Annotated in this window: 5 protein-coding genes and 3 pseudogenes; all 8 read left to right on the top strand. The window is 40.5% G+C overall.

The features are described 5' to 3' along the window. Window positions 1–106: 106 nt before the first annotated feature. A complete protein-coding gene (locus B7699_RS09200; RefSeq protein WP_004235732.1) occupies window positions 107–991 on the top strand; it encodes an SPFH domain-containing protein in 885 nt (294 codons plus the stop codon). Between the two features lie 308 nt (window positions 992–1,299). After that, the gene (locus B7699_RS09190; protein WP_084928018.1) at window positions 1,300–5,766 is read left to right on the top strand and encodes a ZmpA/ZmpB/ZmpC family metallo-endopeptidase; all 4,467 of its coding nucleotides are present in this window, start codon (window positions 1,300–1,302) and stop codon (window positions 5,764–5,766) included. Between the two features lie 236 nt (window positions 5,767–6,002). Beyond that, window positions 6,003–9,791: a glycoside hydrolase family 2 TIM barrel-domain containing protein gene (locus B7699_RS09185; protein ID WP_084928017.1), complete on the top strand. Its 3,789-nt coding sequence runs from the start codon at window positions 6,003–6,005 to the stop codon at window positions 9,789–9,791. Window position 9,792: 1 nt separating this feature from the next. Further along, a pseudogene (locus B7699_RS09180) lies at window positions 9,793–11,480 on the top strand (alpha-L-fucosidase). A gap of 101 nt (window positions 11,481–11,581) precedes the next feature. Then, window positions 11,582–12,445 carry an Rpn family recombination-promoting nuclease/putative transposase gene (locus B7699_RS09175; RefSeq protein ID WP_084928016.1) on the top strand — a complete coding sequence of 288 codons (864 nt, stop codon included), beginning with the start codon at window positions 11,582–11,584 and terminating at the stop codon, window positions 12,443–12,445. A 4-nt stretch (window positions 12,446–12,449) separates the two neighbouring features. Further along, a pseudogene (locus tag B7699_RS09775) lies at window positions 12,450–12,887 on the top strand (Rpn family recombination-promoting nuclease/putative transposase); the annotation flags it as partial. Further along, a pseudogene (locus tag B7699_RS09165) lies at window positions 12,888–13,325 on the top strand (RpnC/YadD family protein); the annotation flags it as partial. 372 nt (window positions 13,326–13,697) lie between these two features. After that, entirely contained in the window at window positions 13,698–20,318 is a 6,621-nt protein-coding gene (locus B7699_RS09160) for a DUF1542 domain-containing protein (RefSeq protein ID WP_084928013.1), read from the top strand. Window positions 20,319–20,560: the final 242 nt, after the last annotated feature.

The raw sequence follows: 20,560 nt of genomic DNA, 5'->3' as shown, positions 1-20,560 counted from the left end.
TTGACATTTCAGGAAAAATCGCAGTAAAAACTGCACAACCTTCTTTAAATGTGCTATAATACAGGAAAAAATAATGATGGAGGTCACGATAATGGCAACATTTTTGATGATTTTTGTGGTGGTTTGTGTGCTCCTATTGGTGATAGTCACACTGAGTACAGTTTATGTGGTTCGTCAGCAGTCGGTGGCGATTATTGAACGCTTTGGGAAATACCAAAAGGTTGCCAATAGCGGTATTCATATTCGCTTGCCTTTTGGAATTGACTCGATTGCAGCGCGGATTCAGTTGCGCTTGTTGCAAAGCGATATTGTGGTTGAGACTAAGACCAAGGACAATGTGTTCGTTATGATGAATGTAGCGACCCAGTACCGTGTCAACGAGCAGAGCGTGACAGATGCCTACTATAAACTTATGCGTCCAGAATCTCAGATTAAATCTTATATTGAAGATGCCCTTCGCTCTTCTGTTCCAAAATTAACCTTGGATGAATTGTTTGAGAAAAAAGATGAGATTGCCCTTGAAGTTCAACATCAAGTAGCGGAAGAAATGACAACTTACGGTTATATTATCGTGAAAACCTTGATTACTAAGGTCGAACCAGATGCAGAAGTCAAGCAATCCATGAATGAAATCAATGCGGCGCAACGTAAGCGGGTCGCAGCGCAAGAATTAGCGGAAGCCGACAAGATTAAAATCGTCACTGCAGCTGAAGCCGAAGCAGAAAAAGACCGGCTCCATGGTGTGGGGATTGCCCAACAACGTAAGGCGATTGTGGATGGATTGGCAGAGTCTATCACCGAACTCAAGGAAGCCAATGTTGGCATGACAGAAGAACAAATCATGTCTATTCTCTTGACTAACCAGTATTTGGATACCTTGAATACCTTTGCTTCTAAAGGAAACCAAACTATCTTTTTACCAAATACTCCAAATGGTGTAGATGATATCCGTACACAAATCTTGTCAGCCCTCCGTGCTGAGAAGAAATAATAGACTAATACTCTTCGAAAATCAAATTCAAACCACGTCAGCGTCGCCTTGCCGTACTCAAGTACAGCCTGCGGCTAGTTTCCTAGTTTGCTCTTTGATTTTCATTGAGTGCAAAGAGCTTGGCAACAGGCTCTTTTTGTATTGCATTTATTAAGAAAAACAAAGAACATTGATATACATTTAAATAAAAATTATTGTATGTTGTCTCCCTTAACTTGGAATAATAAGTGAATAACTAGAAAGATTTGTGAATACAAACTATTTCTGATATACTAACTATACAGTAATAATGAATGATAGGATATGGGATGAAAGAATTTCAATTTGAGAGAAAGCAGCGTTTTTCTTTGAGAAAATATACAATAGGAGCTTGCTCGGTCTTGCTAGGAACGAGTTTATTTTTTGCTGGTATGGGGGCTCAACCCGTACAGGCTACAGAAACGACTTCAACACTAATTTCAAGTCATTACTTGGATGAGCAGGATTTACCTGAAAAGCTGAAATCTGAGTTGCAATGGTTTGAAGAAAATAAGATTGAGGTAAAAGAGGGAAAAGAATACTATTTTGTCTATCGAAAATTGGCTACAAGATTACCAGAAACAGGTCTGTTTTCTAATGATGAGATGTTTATCTTGGGAGCAGGATTATTATTGCTTTCCTTCACTTTAATCAAGAGAAAAAAGGGAGCGTCTTACTTCCTTGTGAGCGTCTTTGCTGTTGGTGGTTTGGGAGCATCCATCTCTGCTTTAGAAAATCTGGTAGAATTGCAACCAGTCCTTGTTAAGAGAGTAGAAGGTCAGTTTTTACCAAGTCCTGAAACAGTCCAAGGATATGAATTTACGGGATATTATTTGGTAAGAGATAGTGCTAGCAAGGAACTTTCTGTTGATAAGGTAGAGTCGCCAGCATTATCTCAAAAGGAGGAAAGTTCAGAACCTCAATCTAAGAAGATTGTACCACAGACTACATCTCATTTTAGCTCGACTGAAGACCTTGTGCAATCTCCTCAACCATCTTACGCAGTTGAGCCTGTTTTAAATCCAACTTCTGAAAAAAGTATGAATATTGAGTCTAAAAAAGTACCAGATGAAGGAATGAAAACTGTTATTGAAGACAAGCCAGAACTGGAAGTTAGGATAGGGGAGATAGAGTTTGAAACTCAATTTCAGTCTGACCCAACTCTGGCTAAGGGAGAAAAAAGAATTTCTATAGAAGGTGCCAAGGGACAAGAACGAATCTTAACAGAAGTAAGGGTTGTCGATGGTATTGTTACGCGAAATGAAGTAGGGAGAGAAGTGCTTCGTGAACCAGTTGCTCAGGTGATTTTGGTCGGGACAAAAGAGAAGGAACCTCAAGAAAATGGTATAAGCCTAGCCCCGGAAGTCCAACCACCTCTTCCATCTTATGAAGGTGGTGTTTCCGGCGAATCCTTGGTGGAACCGTCCCTTCCCTCTTATGAAGGCGGTATTTCCGGTGAGTCCTTGGTAGAACCAGCGCTTCCGTCTTATGAAGGCGGTGTTTCCGGTGAGCCTTCGGTAGAACCAGTGCTTCCGTCTTATGAAGGCGGCGTTTCCGGTGAGTCCTTGGTAGAACCAGCGCTTCCGTCTTATGAAGGCGGTGTTTCTGGCGAATCCTTGGTGGAACCATCCCTTCCTTCTTATGAGGGTGGTGTTTCCGGCGATCCTTCGGTAGAGCCATCTCTTCCGTCTTATGAAGGTGGCGTTTCCGGTGAGCCTGAGATACAGGAGGCTCTCCCAGAGTACAAAGAAGACACTCAACTTCCTCAGACCAAAGTGGAGACCAAAGCTGTTCCTTATGAAACCGTTTATGAAAAGAATGAGAAACTAGACCACGGCGTTAAAAGAGTAAAAATTCCGGGTGTTGAGGGACAAGAACAAGTTACTACTACCTATACTAAAGATCAAGCAAGTGGAAATATTTCTGAGAATAAAACTGTCAAAATAGTAGCTAACAAAGTTGATCAAGTTGTAGAAGTTGGAACTAAACCGAGTGTTGAAACTACTGTCCTATCTCATAAAACGATTTACCAAGTGAATCCTGCTTTGGAGTTCAGACGACAGGAAGTAGCGGTTGCAGGGCATGATGGTTCGGTGGAAACTAGGACGACTTATCAACTAGACAAGGCAACAGGTCAGGTGACGGTATCTGATACTACTAGGCAAGTAAATCCAGCAGTCGATAAAGTGATTCAAGTTGGTAATGTGGAAAAAGTAATACAACCGATTGCTGTTACTGAGGAGCGAAGAGAGGATTTGTCACTTGCTAAAAATATAGAAAAGGTAGCCTCTGAAGGAGAAGTTGGTGAGAATACACTTACCAGAACCTACGCTATCAATGAACAAACTGGCGAATTGGTTAATCCTCAAGAAGTGAGTCAAATAACAAAACCAATGAAACCGAGAGTTATTTTAGTTGGTAGTCAGGAGGATAAACCACACATTCTTCCAGCAAATAGTGAGAGAGAAGATGCTGTGGATGTGTCTGCTCTGACTACAAGCGCGAGGTCAGTAGACTTCTTACATGACAGTAAACTAAAAGCACAGTTGGAGCCTGTCTATGATCCTCGAGATATTATAACAAAGAGAATTGCGCTCAGAAAAACACACCCAAATATCACTGACCAAGAAGTCAAAGATATGTTGCGCACAGAGTATCTTCAAAAACTGTCAATTCAAGAAAGCTTTGATCAGACGAAGATGCAAGCTGAGTCAAGTTTCAAAAAGATTGCCTCGCATACATTGGGAATTATAGGAGATACCCCTGAAAATCGTAGCAAGGTCAAACAAGAGCTTGAGCAATACAAAGAGCAGATTTTGTTGGGACTGTCTTATATCAATCGCTTTTATAATATTCAATTTGGGGACACGAATATTCGTGATATTCTGGCCTTTAATCCAAGTTCATTTGGTAATAAGACAATGACTGCCTTGGATAGTTTGAAAAAATTAGGATCCATGTCTTATGAAGAGATGAAATTGACCAATAGTCCTCAAACATTTACAAAATATTTATCTACTATTACAGGTAAGGCTAGCTTGAAGGAATTTTTAGACAGTAATCGCCAACTCTTTACGTCAGATGATGCGGATACTTGGCTTAAAAAATCTAGCCAAGCTATGATTGTTGAAAAACCATCTAAGGAAAATCCTTCAGCGCATGTGGGGCTGTATAGCAAGTTGACAGCTGGGGAAAAGGATCCTCGTAAACAAGAGGCTAATATGGCTGCTATTTTGGGCCTTTTGAATGTAAAAGAACCAAATGTTTACGTGATTAGTAATATGGCGACGATTACCTATGGTAATATTGGTTCCTACATAGATACTTCTCTTGCCCAGTCTAATCCAACTAAGTATCAGGCTGAACTTGCTAGAGTTAAGTCTTTAATTGAAAAAGCGGCTGTACAACAAGCCAACTATGTTGATACTCTTTATCGTATAACAAAACCAGAAAATCGTGATCAGTTGCTGACAAATCGCTTGATTATTGATACGATGAAGAAATATACAAGTAATTCGAATGCCCAGATTGATAGCACTTGGTCACCAGCTACTGGTAGTGGAGCTGATAAGGGAGTCGACCAATTTATGACTCCTATGAATTACTATTCTCCAGTAAGTAAGGTGGGAGCTGAGGCCAATGGATTAGGTGTCCGTTACTTTATAGATAGGGTTTTGGATGATAGAGGTTCAGCGACTTATTCTCATGAAATGACGCACTTACTAGATAGAACGGTCTTGTTTAATAATCACGGTCGTCGAGATGGTACAGGAGCAGAGTTTTATGCGCGTGGTATTTTTGAAAACTCCTATAATCCAGAAAAGGATACTTATTTTAATCTCAACTTTGTATATGATGAGAGTGATAAGAATGGATTTTACAATAGAACACCTGATCGATTTAAAACAGCAGAAGATTTGAAATCTTACATGAAGGGAAGTTTTGATGTTCTTTATACTCTAGATTACCTAGAAGCAGAGGCAAGTAGAAACTTATCTGCAGAAGACAAGATGAGTTATTTCAAAAAAATAACGCCGATTCCTTCAACAGGTTCTAGAACTTGGGTAGATTACCGTAATACAGCAGTTAAACCGACTCATAAGAGTGAGGAGATTCAAGCTCTGACCTTAGAAGATGCCAAAAAATTGACAGATATTGATAGTTTGATTGACAATCATATCCTGGTCAATCGTTATATCATTGCTGGTTTTTCAGATAAAGGTAAAATTGCAGCAAATGGTTACTATACTGTTGATATGTTTGATACCATTTATGGTGTTAGTCAAAATGACTCTGGTATGAGTGGGGACATCACCTTTAGAAAACAAGCCTTTGAATTGATGGCTACTTTGGGCTACTATGAAGGATTTGTTCCTTATGTGTCAAATCAATATAAAAACCAAGCTGAAGCGGCAGGAAAACCATTATCTGATAAGTATATTTTTGAAAAAATTCTAGGAAAAACATATGCGGAGTTCAAAAAAGATCAAATTAATGAACGTGTTGCAAAATTAGATAGCCTGAAATCTATTACGATAAATTACAACGGAAAATCAGAAGTAATTGCAAGTAAAGAAAAACTACAATCACTAATGAACGAAGCTGTTTTAGCTGAACTAGCCCAGATAAAAGCAGGAAATACCACGGCTAAAAAGTTTGAGTTTATCGAAACACCAGTGCAAAAACTGAAAAAAGCGATTTATAAAGCTTATCTCAAAGATTCAGATGACTTTAGACAATCGATTTACAATAGTTAAGACAAAAGGAACATCTCTCTGGAATGAACATTCAGAGAGGTGTTTTTTGGTCTCTTTTGAGGTTTGTATTGTTTATTGCAAATGATAGTTTGTATGAACATGGAGTGATTTTCAGACTTCTCTACAAATTATAGAATCTTTTCTGAGTATTTAGGGAGTGATGGAGGAATTGTTGAAAGCGCTTTTGTTTTGTGATATAGTCAAATTGATAGACTTGTTTAAAGAGGAATGCTTGTATGAGAAGAGAAGAAGTTTTACGAAATCACTGGTTTTTTAGTCAAGAGGTGGGGAAAGAAGATGCCTTGGCACCGGATTTTCAGAGGGAAAATTGGCAGGCTATTCAAGTGCCACATGACTGGAGTATTTACAATGATTTTGACCAGTATTCGCCAGCGCAAAATGAGGGTGGTCAGCTAAATGGTGGTCAGGTCTGGTACCGGACGCAGTTTTACTTGGAAGAAGATGTCAGTCTTGTATCGGTGCGTTTGTTGTTTGATGGAGTTTACATGAATGCCCAAGTCTATATTAACGGGCAAGTACTGGGCTATTATCCCAATGGCTACACACCTTTTTCATATGATATCACGCCTTATCTAAGAAATGATGGGACGGCCAACCAGCTTGCGGTTTTTGTGGAAAATCAGCAACCTAGCAGTCGTTGGTACTCTGGTAGCGGTATTTACCGAGAAGTAAAATTGTTGATTACAGATGCAGTTCATCTGGATTTGTATGGGATTAAGATAGCAAGTCCCAAGCTAAAGGAACAAAGAGATAGATGGGTGGAGACTCAGCTTATAAGTAAGGTTTCAAATGATGGACCTCAGTCCGTGTCGGTGTATTTGGAGCAGAGTATCTGGTATGATGGACAACAGCTGTCAGACTGGCAGGCGACAGACTCTCTAGTGATTGAGTCTGGGGACAAATATTCTTTCCAACAAGCCATATCAATTTTTCAACCCTTGCTTTGGGATATTGAATCCCCTCACCTTTACCAATTAAAGACACGCCTTTACAAAAATGGCATTTTGGTTGATGAAGAAGAGGAGACCTTTGGTTACCGCTATATGGATTGGCAAGCGGATAAGGGCTTCTTTCTAAATGGTCGCTGGTTGAAGATTCATGGGGTTTGTTTGCACCATGACTACGGAGCGCTGGGAGCTGTGGAAAACAGGTCAGCTGCTGAGAGACGCTTGCGCCAGATGAAGGAAATGGGTGTCAATGCGATTCGAATCACCCATAATCCAGCTAGTAGTATTTTGCTGGGTGTGGCTGCCAAAATGGGGCTACTTATCCAAGAAGAAGCCTTTGATACCTGGTATGGAGGCAAGAAAGAATATGATTATGGTCGCTTTTTTGAGGAAGAAGCGAATCATCCAGAAGCGAAAGCAGGCGATTTCTGGTCAGATTATGATTTGCGCACTATGATTGAACGTGGCAAGAACAATCCAGCGATTTTTATGTGGTCCTTGGGAAATGAAGTCAGCGAAGCAAATGGAGATGCTCATTCATTGAAGACGATCAAACGCTTGCTAGAAAGGGTTAAGGAGGTTGATGATAGCCGTTTTGTGACCATGGGAATGGATCAGTTCCGTTTTGGAGATGGGTCTGGAGGTCATGAAAAGATTGCTGATTTGCTGGATGTGGTGGGCTTAAATTACTCGGAAGATAATATTGATGGGATTCGCAAAAGACATCCCAAGTGGCGACTTTACGGATCTGAAACCTCATCGGCTACAAGGACGCGTGACAGCTATTTTCGCCCAGCTAAGGAATGGGTTGGGGATAATCGCCGCGTGCGGAATTTTGAACAGTCAGACTATGGCAATGATCGGGTTCCTTGGGGGAAGACAGCGACGGCTTCTTGGATAGCAGATAGAAATCGGCTAGACTATGCGGGGCAGTTTATCTGGACAGGAGTGGACTATATCGGCGAGCCGACTCCTTGGCACAACCAAAATGACACGCCCGTCAAGAGTTCTTATTTTGGAATTGTAGACACAGCAGGGATTCCTAAAAATGACTATTATCTCTACCAAAGTCAGTGGGTGGACCTAGATCAGCAGCCTATGGTTCATATCCTGCCCCACTGGAATTGGGAAATCCACAAGAGTTATCAACAAGTTGTGGATAAGTATGGGGATATCCCTGTTCGAGTGTATTCAAATGCTAGTTCTGTAGAGCTATTTCTCAATGGAAAATCTCAAGGCAGGAAGACTTTTCAGGAGAAATGGACTTCAGACGGTAGAAAATATCAAGAGGGAGCAAGTTCTGACCAACTCTATCTCGAATGGCGTTTGGCTTATCAACCAGGAGAATTGTCTGCTATGGCCTATGACCGTCAAGGTCAGCTTGTGGCAGAAGATAGGGTGGTGACTGCAGGTAAGCCAGCCAAAATCGGGTTACATGCCGAGAAAACAAAACTGGAACCAGATGGACAAGACCTCCTATATCTCTATTTTGATGTATTGGACCAAGCTGGAAATTGGGTGCCGAGTGCTTCTAATCAGCTTCATTTTGAAATTGAAGGCCCTGCTCGTATTATGGGTGTGGATAATGGCAGGCAGGCTAGTCGTGAACGTTACAAAGCCCAGAAAAATGGTTGGTTTAAGCGGAAAGCCTTTCATGGCAGAGGTGTTCTCTTAGTTCAGAGCTTGGAGCAGGTAGGTCAAGTGAGAGTAAAGGCTAGTGCCAGAGGGCTAGAGCCAGCAAGTTTTGATCTCTTAGTGGGAGAGGCTTTGGTTTGCCAGCCAGTAAAAAATCAGCGCTTATTTGAGATTCGAATGGACAAGCAGACAGGTTTACAAGAAGGAGATTCCCCAGCCATTGGACTTTATCCACAAACTGTGGATAACCCTGTGAACAAGGTGGGGAATAGTGAAGTGATTTGGGAGACGAGTGGTAGTGCCCAGGCCATTATTAAGCAGGGAGTGCTTCATTGCTTGTCTGCAGGCGACTTGGTTATCAGTGCTATTTATCAAGGGAAAACCTATCAAACTCATTTGCAGGTCGCAGAAAATACCTCACTAGGGCAAGCAGTTTCTGTACGACCACTTCGCTTGTATACAGCTAAGGGAACTTATCCACAGCTGCCATCTTCAGTTTTGGTGGACTATGAGTCCGGTAGTGCAAAACGAGTAAAGGTTGTTTGGGAGGCAATCTCGGAAGAAGATCTGGAAAGCTTTCATGAATTTACGGTATCTGGTCATCTTGAGGGGCTGGATATAAAGGCTTCTGCTCAGGTTTGTGTCCAAGGGATTTGCGCTATTGAGCCTGAAAGGGTCTGGACGCTTGTCAAGGAAGCCCCACATTTACCAGATCGAGTTAAGCTAGTCTTATCAGATGGCAGACGAGATACGACCAAGGTGACTTGGGATGAAGTCGATCCTCAAATCTATGTTCAGGTAGGAGAATATGTTCTCACAGGACAGGTAGTGGGCTGTGAGTTGCCAGCAACAGTCACCATTCATGTGACAGGTGCCAGTGTAGATGGGGAAGTTATTTCCAATCAGTGGACAGGGTCTAACCTGCCTCTGGTCTTTGCTTCTCACTCAGAGCCTAATCACCCAGTCTCATATCTCAATGACAAGGTCATTGCTCGGAAGAAATCGACAGCCAATACTTGGATTGCCAAGTCAGAGCAAGCCAGCGTGGGCATTCTTTTTGGAGATGCAGGGATTTTAAAACCTCGATTTGTGGATAACCTGACCTTGTATTATGTTGAAAATCAAGAATATGTGGCTGTTGAGCCGACCTTTATTGATTATTACATAGGGAATGAGCCTAGCTTACCTCGGACTCCAAATCATTTGGATAAGGATTCTCTGCTCAAACAAGAGGAGAATTGGCGGCCTGTATCAGCTATCCGAAAAGTTTCAATCGACAAGGATGAAGAGCTCCGTTTTGAATTTGACAAGGTGGAAACCTATGCCCTTCGTCTTCGATTTGAAAACTTGACAAGCCCTCTAGCGTTAACAGAATTGCAAGTACATGACAAAAAAGTAAAGAAAAGTGTAGATAGGAAATAGTATGATAAGAGAAATAAAATTGCACGGCCCCTTGCCTAGTCAGACCCAGCTAGCGTATTTAGAGGATGAACTAGCAGCCTTTATCCATTTTGGTCCCAATACTTTTTATGACCAGGAATGGGGGACAGGTCAGGAGGAGCCTGAACGCTTTAATCCAACAAAGTTAGACGCGCGTGAGTGGGTTCGTGTACTCAAGGAAACGGGCTTTAAAAAGTTGATTTTGGTGGTCAAGCATCACGATGGCTTTGTCCTTTACCCGACGGCTTATACAGACTATTCGGTCAAGACTAGCCCTTGGAGAGATGGAAAGGGGGACTTGCTCCTTGAAGTATCCCAAGCTGCTACTGAATTTGATATGGATATGGGGGTCTACCTGTCACCCTGGGATGCCCACAGTCCTCTCTATCATGTGGAGCGAGAAGCGGACTATAATGCCTATTATCTGGCACAGTTGAAGGAGATTTTATCAAATCCTGCCTATGGCAATGCAGGGAAATTTGCTGAGGTATGGATGGATGGTGCTAGAGGAGAGGGCGCACAAAAGGTCAATTATGAATTTGAAAAATGGTTTGAAACCATTCGTGACCTGCAGGGTGATTGCTTGATTTTTTCAACAGAAGGCACTAGCATTCGCTGGATTGGCAATGAACGAGGATATGCGGGTGATCCCCTATGGCAAAAGGTGAATCCTGACAAACTAGGAACAGAAGCAGAGTTGGACTATCTTCAGCACGGAGATCCCTCAGGCACGATTTTTCAATCGGAGAGGCAGATGTTTCCATCCGGCCAGGCTGGTTCTACCATGAGGATCAGGATCCTAAGTCTCTCGAGGAGTTGGTCGAAATCTACTTTCACTCGGTGGGGAGGGGCACACCTCTCTTACTCAATATTCCGCCGAATCAAGCTGGGCTCTTTGATGCAAAGGATATTGAACGACTTTATGAATTTGCGGCCTATCGCAATGAGCTCTATAAAGAAGATTTGGCTCTGGGAGCCAAGGTATCTGGTCCAGAACTTTCCGCAGCCTTTGGCTGTCATCATCTGACAGACGGCCTTGAGACTAGCTCTTGGGCAAGCGATGCAGACCTGCCCATCCAGCTAGAATTCGACTTAGGGGCGCCTAAAACTTTCGATGTGCTTGAGTTAAGAGAAGATTTGAAGCTGGGGCAACGAATCGCTGCTTTTCAGGTGCAAGTAGAGGTGGACGGCATCTGGCAAGAATTTGGCATGGGCTTTACAGTTGGTCATAAGCGTCTCCTGCGAGGTCCGCTAGTAGAGGCACAGAAGGTGCGCGTGATGATTACAGAGTCACAATCTATGCCCGTATTGACCAAGATTTCCCTCTATAAAACTCCTAGCTTATCACGAAAAGTAGTTGTTCAGGGACTAGCATTTGCAGAAAAAAGTCTAGCTGTAGCAAAGGGAGAGACTCTTCATTTTAGGATTGAACGTAGCGAAAGTAATAATCCTTTGGAGGCTAAGATTTCGATTCAACCGGGGACAGGTGTCCATGGTGTCGCCTATCAGGACGAGATTCAAGTCCTTAAATTCCAAACAGGGGAAAGCAAAAAAGACTTGAGCATACCAACCCTGTATTTTGCTGCCGACAAGACCTTGGATTTCTATCTGAATCTGACTGTTGATGGACAGCTGATTGATCAAGCTCATATTTTAGTTGAAACGAGATAAAATATCTTCACAAATTCATTTCCTTTTCGAATAAATAGATAGAACCATCGAATCTAGCAAAATTAGATTTAAAACTGTGGTATAATAAGAGGAGGAAATGGATGACTTTAAGACATCCGGACATCAGCCCAACCAATGACTTGGTAGCTAAGAAAATCTTTAGCAATCCAGAAATCACTTGTCAATTTATCCGCGATATGCTGGACTTACCAGCCAAAAATGTAACCATTTTGGAGGGAAGTAATATTCATGTTTTGCCATCTCTACCCTACTCGGCTCAGGATTTCTATACCAGTATAGACGTTTTGGCGGAGTTGGATAATGGCACTCAAGTTATTATCGAAATACAAGTTCATCATCAGAATTTTTTCATTAATCGTTTGTGGGCTTATCTATGTAGTCAGGTCAATCAAAACCTTGAAAAAATTCGCCAACGTGAAGGTGATACCCACCAGAGCTACAAACACATCGCACCAGTATATGCTATCGCAATTGTGGATAGTAATTATTTCTCAGATGATTTGGCTTTTCATAGTTTTAGCATGCGAGAGGACACGACAGGTGAGGTCTTAACCATCACAAACAATGGACAAGAAAATCATCTGGTTAAGATGGCGTTCTTGGAACTAAAAAAATACAGAGAAACCAGCAAAGACAAGGTTCGCAAGCCGTGGTTGGAGTTTTTCGGGAACAAACCCTTTACCCAGCAACCCGAGCGAGCCATTAGCCAAGCAGACCAACTGCTGGACTATAAGAGCTGGTCCGAGGAGGACAGGAAAATGTTTAGTGAACAACGCAGACGTGAAGAACAAGCCTTGTTAGCACAGGACTATGCCTTGGAAACTGCTAGGGCGGAAGGTGGTTTTGCTATGTTAGCAAATCTTGTTCGCCAACATCTTTTAACAGCTGAGGTTGCGAGTGAGCAATTGGGCATGACTGTCGCTGAGTTTGAAGCCTTGTTGTAAGACTAGCACTAACAGTCTGGAAAACCATCTGGTTAAGATGGCGTTCTTGGAACTTAAAAAATACAGAGAAACCAGCAAAGACGAGGTTCGCAAACCGTGGTTGGAGTTTTTTGGGAATAAACCCTTTACCCAGCAACCCGAGCGAGTCATCAGCCAGGCAGACCAACTGCTGGACTATAAAAGCTGGTCCGAGGAGGACAGGAAAATGTTTAGTCAACTACGTATGCGCGAAGAACAAGCCTTGTTAGCGCAGGACTATGCCTTGGAACAAGCTGAAGAAAGAGGATTAGAACGTGGTCTTGAACGTGGTAAAGCCGAGGGTGGTTTTGCTATGTTAGCAAATCTTGTTCATCAACATCTTTTAACAGCTGAGGTAGCAAGTAAGCAATTAGGTATGACTGTCTCTGAGTTTGAAGAACTATTGAAAGAGCATCACAAATAAGAACTTAACAAATACAGAGAAACCAGCAAGGATAGCATTCGCAAGCCGTGGTTGGAGTTTTTCGGGAACAAACCCTTTACCCAGCAACCTGAGCGAGCCATCAGTCAGGCAGACCAACTGCTAGACTATAAGAGCTGGTCCGAGGAGGACAGGAAAATGTTTAGTGAACAGCGCAGACGCGAAGAACAAGCCTTGCTAGCACAGGACTATGCCTTGGAACAAGCTGAAGAAAAAGGCTTAGAACGAGGTCTTGAACGTGGGCGAGCTGAGGGTCTGGAACGAGGACGAGCAGAGGGAGTTGAACAAGGTCTAGAGCGTGGGAAAGTCGAAGGAAGAGTCTTTGCCTTCCTAGATATTGTCCGTCAAGGTCTTTTGCCTTCTGAAGTTGCTAGCCAGCAATTGGGCATGTCAGTAGCTGAGTTTGAGGCCTTGTTGTAAATAAAATAGAAATGGACATGTTATCGAACTAGATAGCATGTTTTATTTAGGGGGCAAACATATTTATCTGAGGTTTATACTCTGTTTTTTCAATTTATTAAAAAACAATACCCAAAACGCATAATAATAGAAGAATTAAACATGCATTAAAATGTGAAAAAATGCGAAATGGAATTTTCTGAAAATTACCTACATTCCCAAAACGCTTTTTTTTTTTTGCGAAAATTACAAATTAAATTAGTTGCATATATATCAAAAATAAAGTAGAATAGTTAATGTAAGGATTCACATTAACTATAATAATTAGCCGTTGTAAGAAACGGCTAGTTTCGCGTGAATTTCTAAAATATACTTCTTAAAAAGGAGACGATAATGGAAAACAAAAACTCTATGAGTCGCGTTGAGCGTTTGCACCGTGAAAAGGTGACACGTTACTCTATTCGTAAATACAGCTTTGGTGCAGCTAGTGTGGCCGTTGCTGCTCTTTTCATGTTCTTAGGGAACGGAGCAGTATCAGCTGATATGACTGCTGTTCAACCGCAAGATACATCAGAGATTAAAGTTAAACCAACTGAAGAAAATACTGGCTCAGATAATGTTCAGGAGGATACTACAAAACAAGTAGACAATACAGTTGTAGCGGAAGCTCCTGCTAAATCAGAAGAAGTAGTTACTCCAACTTTGGATAAGACCCAACTTGAAAGCTACATTTCAGAAATTGAAACAAAACTTTCTAACGGTTCTTACGATAACAAAACTGAAGAAAGTGTTGCAGTATTAAAAGCTGACTTAGAGGCTGCAAAAGCTACATTATCGAATGCAACTACTCAAGCTGAAATCACAAAAGCTTACAATAAACTTGTAACTACAGCTAACACTAAATTAAAAAATAAACCAACAGAGAAAAAAGAAACTCCAGCAGTAGACACTACTAACGGAAAAGAAACTGTAGGTAAAAAAGCAGAAAACACAGAGAAAAAATCTGATTCTAACTCAATCGAAAACACCGGTTCAAAAGACGAACGTAATGGCCAAGCGTTAGATAAAAATAATGCATTTAGAGCTGAGACAACTGAAACTCGAGATAATTTTACTTATTCTATGGAATATTCTAATGGGAAAAAAGAAATTTATCTTTATAATGAAGAAGAAGCAGATGTCAATATTACAGTTAACTCAACAGCTGGAAATATTACTAAAGCAACAGTCAAAGGTGGAAGCGGTCAGTTCTTACTAAAATCGAAAAGTGACCAAGCGATAGCTTATACGAAATTTAAAAAAGGATCTATGCCTGACGAAGAAGAAGTTGAAAAAGATGATTTTGGTTGGAGTTATCGTCAAACACTAACTGAAACTCCAGGCCCAGTAACAATTAAAATCACTGGTAAGCCAAATGATGCTTTTAAAGCACTTCCAGCTTACACAAAAACTGAAAATCAAGAAGCAGTATTAGGATCAAGATTTTTACAACTTGAAGATTCTGCTGGTAATAAACTGCCTGGAGGTAGAGGTGCATCAGATCCTGGTTATTTCAAGTTAGTTGTTAAATCTCAAACATATAAATACGATATTCAACCAGTAACAGAGGAGAATAAAGTTCCTGTTGCAAATATTGACAACTTAACTCCAACTGATATTACTAAAATCAAAGAGAAAATTAAGATTCAATATTCTGATACTGCAACTACACAAGATGCTCGATTAGCGTCTAAAAAAGGAGAAGTTTTAGCAGATAAATCTACGGTAGTAGGAGTAAAAGAAGATCAAACTCAGAATATCACTGTTGAAAACGGAACAGTTACTGTTACGTATAAAGATGGTTCAGTAGATACTACTCCAGTTTCAAGTGTAGCACGTGTAAATGCAGCACCAACAGTAGAAATTCCATTCTCTGTAGAAGGTAAAAAAGATATTTATGTATATGCTAATGAAGATATCGATATAGATCTTAAGTATAATGATGATTCAGGAAAAATTAAGTTTGCAACTATTAAACAAGGTGGAAATAATGCATTATCACCAGTAGATAGTGCAGAACCAAATATCATTAATAATGAGTATAATACACAATTCACACAAATTAATGCTGAAACAGCCACACCTGCAATTGTAAAAATTACAGGGAAAATGACAAAAGAAACTCCAGGATTAACAGCATCTAAATTTCCAACTGATGAAAAAGGTGAGTATCGTATAGTAACTCGTTATGCTACAGCGACTGACCTTGATGATGCGATTATTAATAATACAGCAGTTGGAAATTCATATGCAACTGACCCAGGGGCATTTACTCTTGTGTTAAAAGCACAAACAAGAAAATACGATGTAAAAGCACCTACCGAAGCTGACAAAGTAAGTGTTGAGAATCCTTCAGCTGTAACGGATAAAGAGTTTGAAAAAATTAAAGAAAAAGTAAAACTTGAGTATTCAACTACAAACCCAGATAAAAACTTATTAAGTAAACGTGGTCAATCTGTTGATAATCAAGAGACAAAAATTCAATCGATTACTAAAAATGCTAACAATGAATTAGTAGTAACATACACAGATGGATCTACAGATAAAAAACCATTATCAGAATTTGTAACTTTAGATAAGCAACCTGCTATCGATGCAGTAAACACAGCAGCAACTGAGAAAATTTCAGCAATTAACTCAACCCCAAATGCTACTGATGAAGAAAAAGCAGCAGCAGTTGCTAAAGTAAATGCTGATAAAGAAAAAGCATTGACAGCAATTAATGATGCAAATGTAACGACTAAAGAGGCATTGAATGAAGCTCAAAATAATGGGACTACAGCAATTGCAAGTCATAATCCTGTAGTTTCGAAAAAAGCAGATGCTAAAGCAGCAATCGAAGCAGCTCGTAAAGCTAAAGCAGATGCTATTAAAGCAAATCCAAACTTAACAGATGATGAAAAAACAGCAGCGATTGCTAAAGCTAATGATGCAGCAACAGCGGCAACAACTAAAATTGATAATGCAACGACTAACATAGCAGTAGAAGATGCACAAAACGAAGCGACAACAGCAATTGGAAAAGTAAATCCGGTAGCAAAAGCAGCGGCTAAGAAAGCAATCACTGATGAGTTAACAGCTAAAAATACTGAACTTGATAACCGTCAAGATTTAAGCCAAAAAGAAAAAGATGATGCTAAGGCAGAAGCTAAGAAATTAGCAGATTCTGAATTAGCAAAAATTAATGCTCAACCTGATAATGCTGATACACCAGAAGCAGCAGCAACAGCTCAAACAGCAGTAAATGATGCTAAAGATAAAGGTGTAGCAGACGTTAAAGCTGTAAATCCAGTAGCAAAAGAAGAAGCTAAGAAAGCAATTGCGAAAGAATTAGAAGATAAAAATTCTGAAATTGATAAACGTACAGACTTAACCGATGAAGAAAAAACAGCAGCAAAAGCTGAAGCTAAGAAACTAGCAGATGCTGAATTAGCAAAAATTAATGCTCAACCTGATAATGCTGATACACCAGAAAAAGCAGCAGAAGCTCAAAAAGCAGTAGATGCAGCAAAAGATAAAGGTGTAGCAGATGTTAAAGCTGTGAATCCAGAAGCAGCTAAGAAAACTGAAGCTAAAAAAGCAATCGATAAAGCGTTAGAAGCTAAAAACCAAGAAATCGATGATCGTACAGATTTAACTCCAGAAGAGAAAACTAAAGCTAAAGAAGAAGCAAAAGCGCAAGCAGACGTAGCTAAAGGTGCTGTTGATGCAGCAACTACAAATGCAGCAGTTGATAAAGCTAAAGCAGATGGAACTACAGCAGTTGCAAATGTAACTCCAGTAGCAAAAGCAGAAGCTAAGAAAGCAATTAATGATGCGTTAACAGCTAAAAATAAAGAAATAGATGCTCGTACAGACTTAACTGATGAAGAAAAAATAGCAGCTAAGAATGAAGCGAAAGATAAAGCTGATGCACAATTAGCGAAAATCAATGAGCAACCTGATGCAGCAACTACACCAACAGCAGCTAAAACAGCTCAAGATGCAGTAGATGCAGCTAAGAAAACAGGTGTAGATGAAGTTGCAGCTGTAAATCCAGAAGCCAAAGCTAAACCAGCAGCTAAGAAAGCCATCGAAGATAAATTAGCAAAACAATTGGAAGATATTGCTAACACTCCAGATGCTACAGATGATGAGAAGAAAGTTGCAGCAGATGCAGCTAAAGCTCTAGCAGAAGAAGCTAAGGAAGAAATCGATAAAGCTGGAACAGATGCAGAAGTTAAGCAACTTCAAAAAGAAGCTGAAGGTGAAATTGAAAAATCTGTACCTGTTGTAGAAGATAAGCCAAATGCTCGTAAAGCAATTGATGAAGAAGCAACAGCTAAAAAAGCAGCAATTGACGCTCGCGACGACTTGACTCCTAAAGCTAAAGAAGATCTTAAAGCTCAAGTAGATGCAATCGCAGATCAAGCTAAGAAATCTGTAGATGCAGCTAAAACCGCAGACGCTGTTAATGGAATTGAAGAGTCAGATAAAGCGGCTATTAATGCTGTAGGTGAAGTGAATATTCCGGCTGACAAAGTTCTTGTAAATGATCCAAGTGCTTTAACAGATGATGAAAAAGCTAAGGTCTTAGAAGCTGTTAAGAAAGTAAATCCAGATGCTAAAGAAATCACTCAAGACGCAGATGGAAATGTTACTGTCACAACTCCAGATGGACACAAAGAAATCATCACTCCTGAGCAAGTAGTGAAAACTGCAGATACAGCAAATGATCCAAAAGCAGGTAACGATATCGTTAAACCAGCGGATAAAGTAGTTGTAAATAATCCTGCTAAGTTGACAGATGCTGAGAAGGAGAAGATTAAAGCAGCAGTTGAAGCTGTAAATCCAAACTCAATTGTAGTAGTTGATGACAAAGGAAATGCTAAAGTTTCAACTCAAGATGGTCAAACACAAGTTATTCCTGTAGAAGAATTAGTACGTACTGTTGAAGATACTAAGAAACCAAACGCAGGTAACGACATCGTTAAACCAGCAGATAAGACTGTGGTAGCAAATCCAGAAAAACTTACAGATGCTGAGAAGAAAGCGATCGAAGATAAAGTTAAAGCTGTAAACCCAGATGCAACAGTAGTTGTAGATGACAAAGGAAATGCGACAGTTACAACCCCAGAAGGTAAGACAGCAGTCATTCCAGCAACAGACTTAGTTAAATCACCAGAAGAAGCAGCTAAACCAAATGCAGGTAACGACATTGTTAAACCAGCAGATAAGACTGTGGTAGCAAATCCAGAAAAACTTACAGATGCTGAGAAGAAAGCGATCGAAGACAAAGTTAAAGCCGTAAATCCAGGTTCAACTGTAGTAGTGGACGATAAAGGAAACGCGACAGTTACAACTCCAGCAGGTAAGACAGCGGTTATCCCAGCGTCAGACTTGACTAAGTCAGCAGCAGACGCAGCTAAACCAAACGCAGGTAATGACATCGTTAAACCAGCGGACAAAACTGTAGTAGCTAACCCAGACAAACTTACAGACGCTGAGAAGAAAGCGATCGAAGATAAGGTTAAAGCAGTCAACCCAGGTTCAACTGTAGTAGTGGACGATAAAGGAAACGCGACAGTTACAACTCCGGAAGGTAAGACAGCGGTTATCCCAGCGTCAGACTTGACTAAGTCAGCAGCAGACGCAGCTAAACCAAACGCAGGCGATGACATCGTTAAACCAGCGGACAAAACTGTAGTAGCTAACCCAGACAAACTTACAGATGCTGAGAAGAAAGCGATCGAAGATAAGGTTAAAGCAGTCAACCCAGGTTCAATTGTAGTAGTAGACGATAAAGGCAATGCGACAGTTACAACTCCGGAAGGTGAGACAGCGGTAATTCCAGCGTCAGACTTAACTAAGTCAGCAGCAGATGCAGCTAAACCAAATGCAGGTGATGACATCGTTAAACCAGCGGATAAAACTGTAGTAGCTAACCCAGACAAACTTACAGACGCTGAGAAGAAAGCCATCGAAGATAAGGTTAAAGCAGTCAACCCAGGTTCAACTGTAGTAGTGGACGATAAAGGTAACGCTACAGTCACAACACCAGAAGGTAAGACAGCGGTAATTCCAGCAGCAGACTTAACTAAGTCAGCAGCAGATGTAGCTAAAGCAAATGCAGGAAATGGAGCAAACACACCAGCAACTAAGACAGTAGTAAAAGATCCAGCTAACTTAACAGATGAAGAAAAAGCAAAAGTTAAGAAAGCAGTAGAGGATGTAAACCCAGGATCAACTGTAGTAGTAAATGATAAAGGTGATGTAATCGTTACTAAAGGTGATGGAACAGTATTAGTAATCCCAGAACTTGACTTAGTAATTCCAGAAGATAAATTAACTGATCCAACTCAACAAAATGGTGTAAACACACCAGCAACTAGAGTGTTAGTTGGAGATAAAGCTAAATTAACAGCTGATGAAATTGAAAAAGTTAAAGAATCAATTAAAGCAGTAAACCCAGGATCAACTGTAGTAGTAGACGAAAATGGAAATGCGACAGTAACGACACCGGAAGGTAAGACAGCAACAATTCCAGCAGCTCAATTAGTTAAAGATGCTAAAGATGTTGCAGCTAAGAACAATGGTGAAAACATCAACGTTGACTTCGAAAAAGAAACAGTAGCAGACCTCAATAACTTAACAGATGCAGAAAAAGAAGCTGCAAAAGCTAAGATTAAAGGAGCAAATGCTGATGTGGTAGAAGTTATCTTCGACAAAGCAGGAAATGCAACTGTAATTACTAAAGATGGTAAAGTTTACACAATCGTATCCAAAGATATCTTTAAACAACGTTCTTCTACAGACAATGGAAGTTCAGCTAATACTGGTCAAACAGTATCAGAACACACAAATGCACGTAAAGGAGCGAAAGAATTACCATATACAGGTACAGAAGATTCTGTGGTTTCCATGGTAGCAGCAGCCGCAAGTGCATTACTTGGTCTTGGTCTTGCAGGTCGTCGTAAAGAAGACGAAGAAGCTTAATTGGTAGATTGTTTGATAAAGATCAGATGATAAATCCGATTTTCAGAGCTTAAATAAGTACCTTTTATAAGAAAATCTCCTAGCAGGAAAGTCTGCTAGGAGATTTTTTGGAGTATGATAGGTATATAGAACACCATCAGTGTCTTCTAACAAGGTAGTTATTATTATACTCTTTAGAAATCAAACAGTAGCTCATATCAATTTTTCCTTGCTAAAGATTTGTTATTGATTTTGTAAGTCAG

It is taken from the genome of Streptococcus mitis (assembly GCF_002096835.1).
Lineage (GTDB): Bacteria > Bacillota > Bacilli > Lactobacillales > Streptococcaceae > Streptococcus > Streptococcus mitis_W.
This window is presented reverse-complemented; position numbering and strand designations above follow the sequence as displayed.

Bases quoted from the DNA above. Each gene is read 5' to 3' on its own strand.
- B7699_RS09190 (WP_084928018.1), top strand. From the start codon at position 1,300: ATGAAAGAATTTCAATTTGAGAGAAAGCAGCGTTTTTCTTTGAGAAAA.
- B7699_RS09200 (WP_004235732.1), top strand. From the start codon at position 107: ATGATTTTTGTGGTGGTTTGTGTGCTCCTATTGGTGATAGTCACACTG.
- B7699_RS09160 (WP_084928013.1), top strand. From the start codon at position 13,698: ATGGAAAACAAAAACTCTATGAGTCGCGTTGAGCGTTTGCACCGTGAA.
- B7699_RS09175 (WP_084928016.1), top strand. From the start codon at position 11,582: ATGACTTTAAGACATCCGGACATCAGCCCAACCAATGACTTGGTAGCT.
- B7699_RS09185 (WP_084928017.1), top strand. From the start codon at position 6,003: ATGAGAAGAGAAGAAGTTTTACGAAATCACTGGTTTTTTAGTCAAGAG.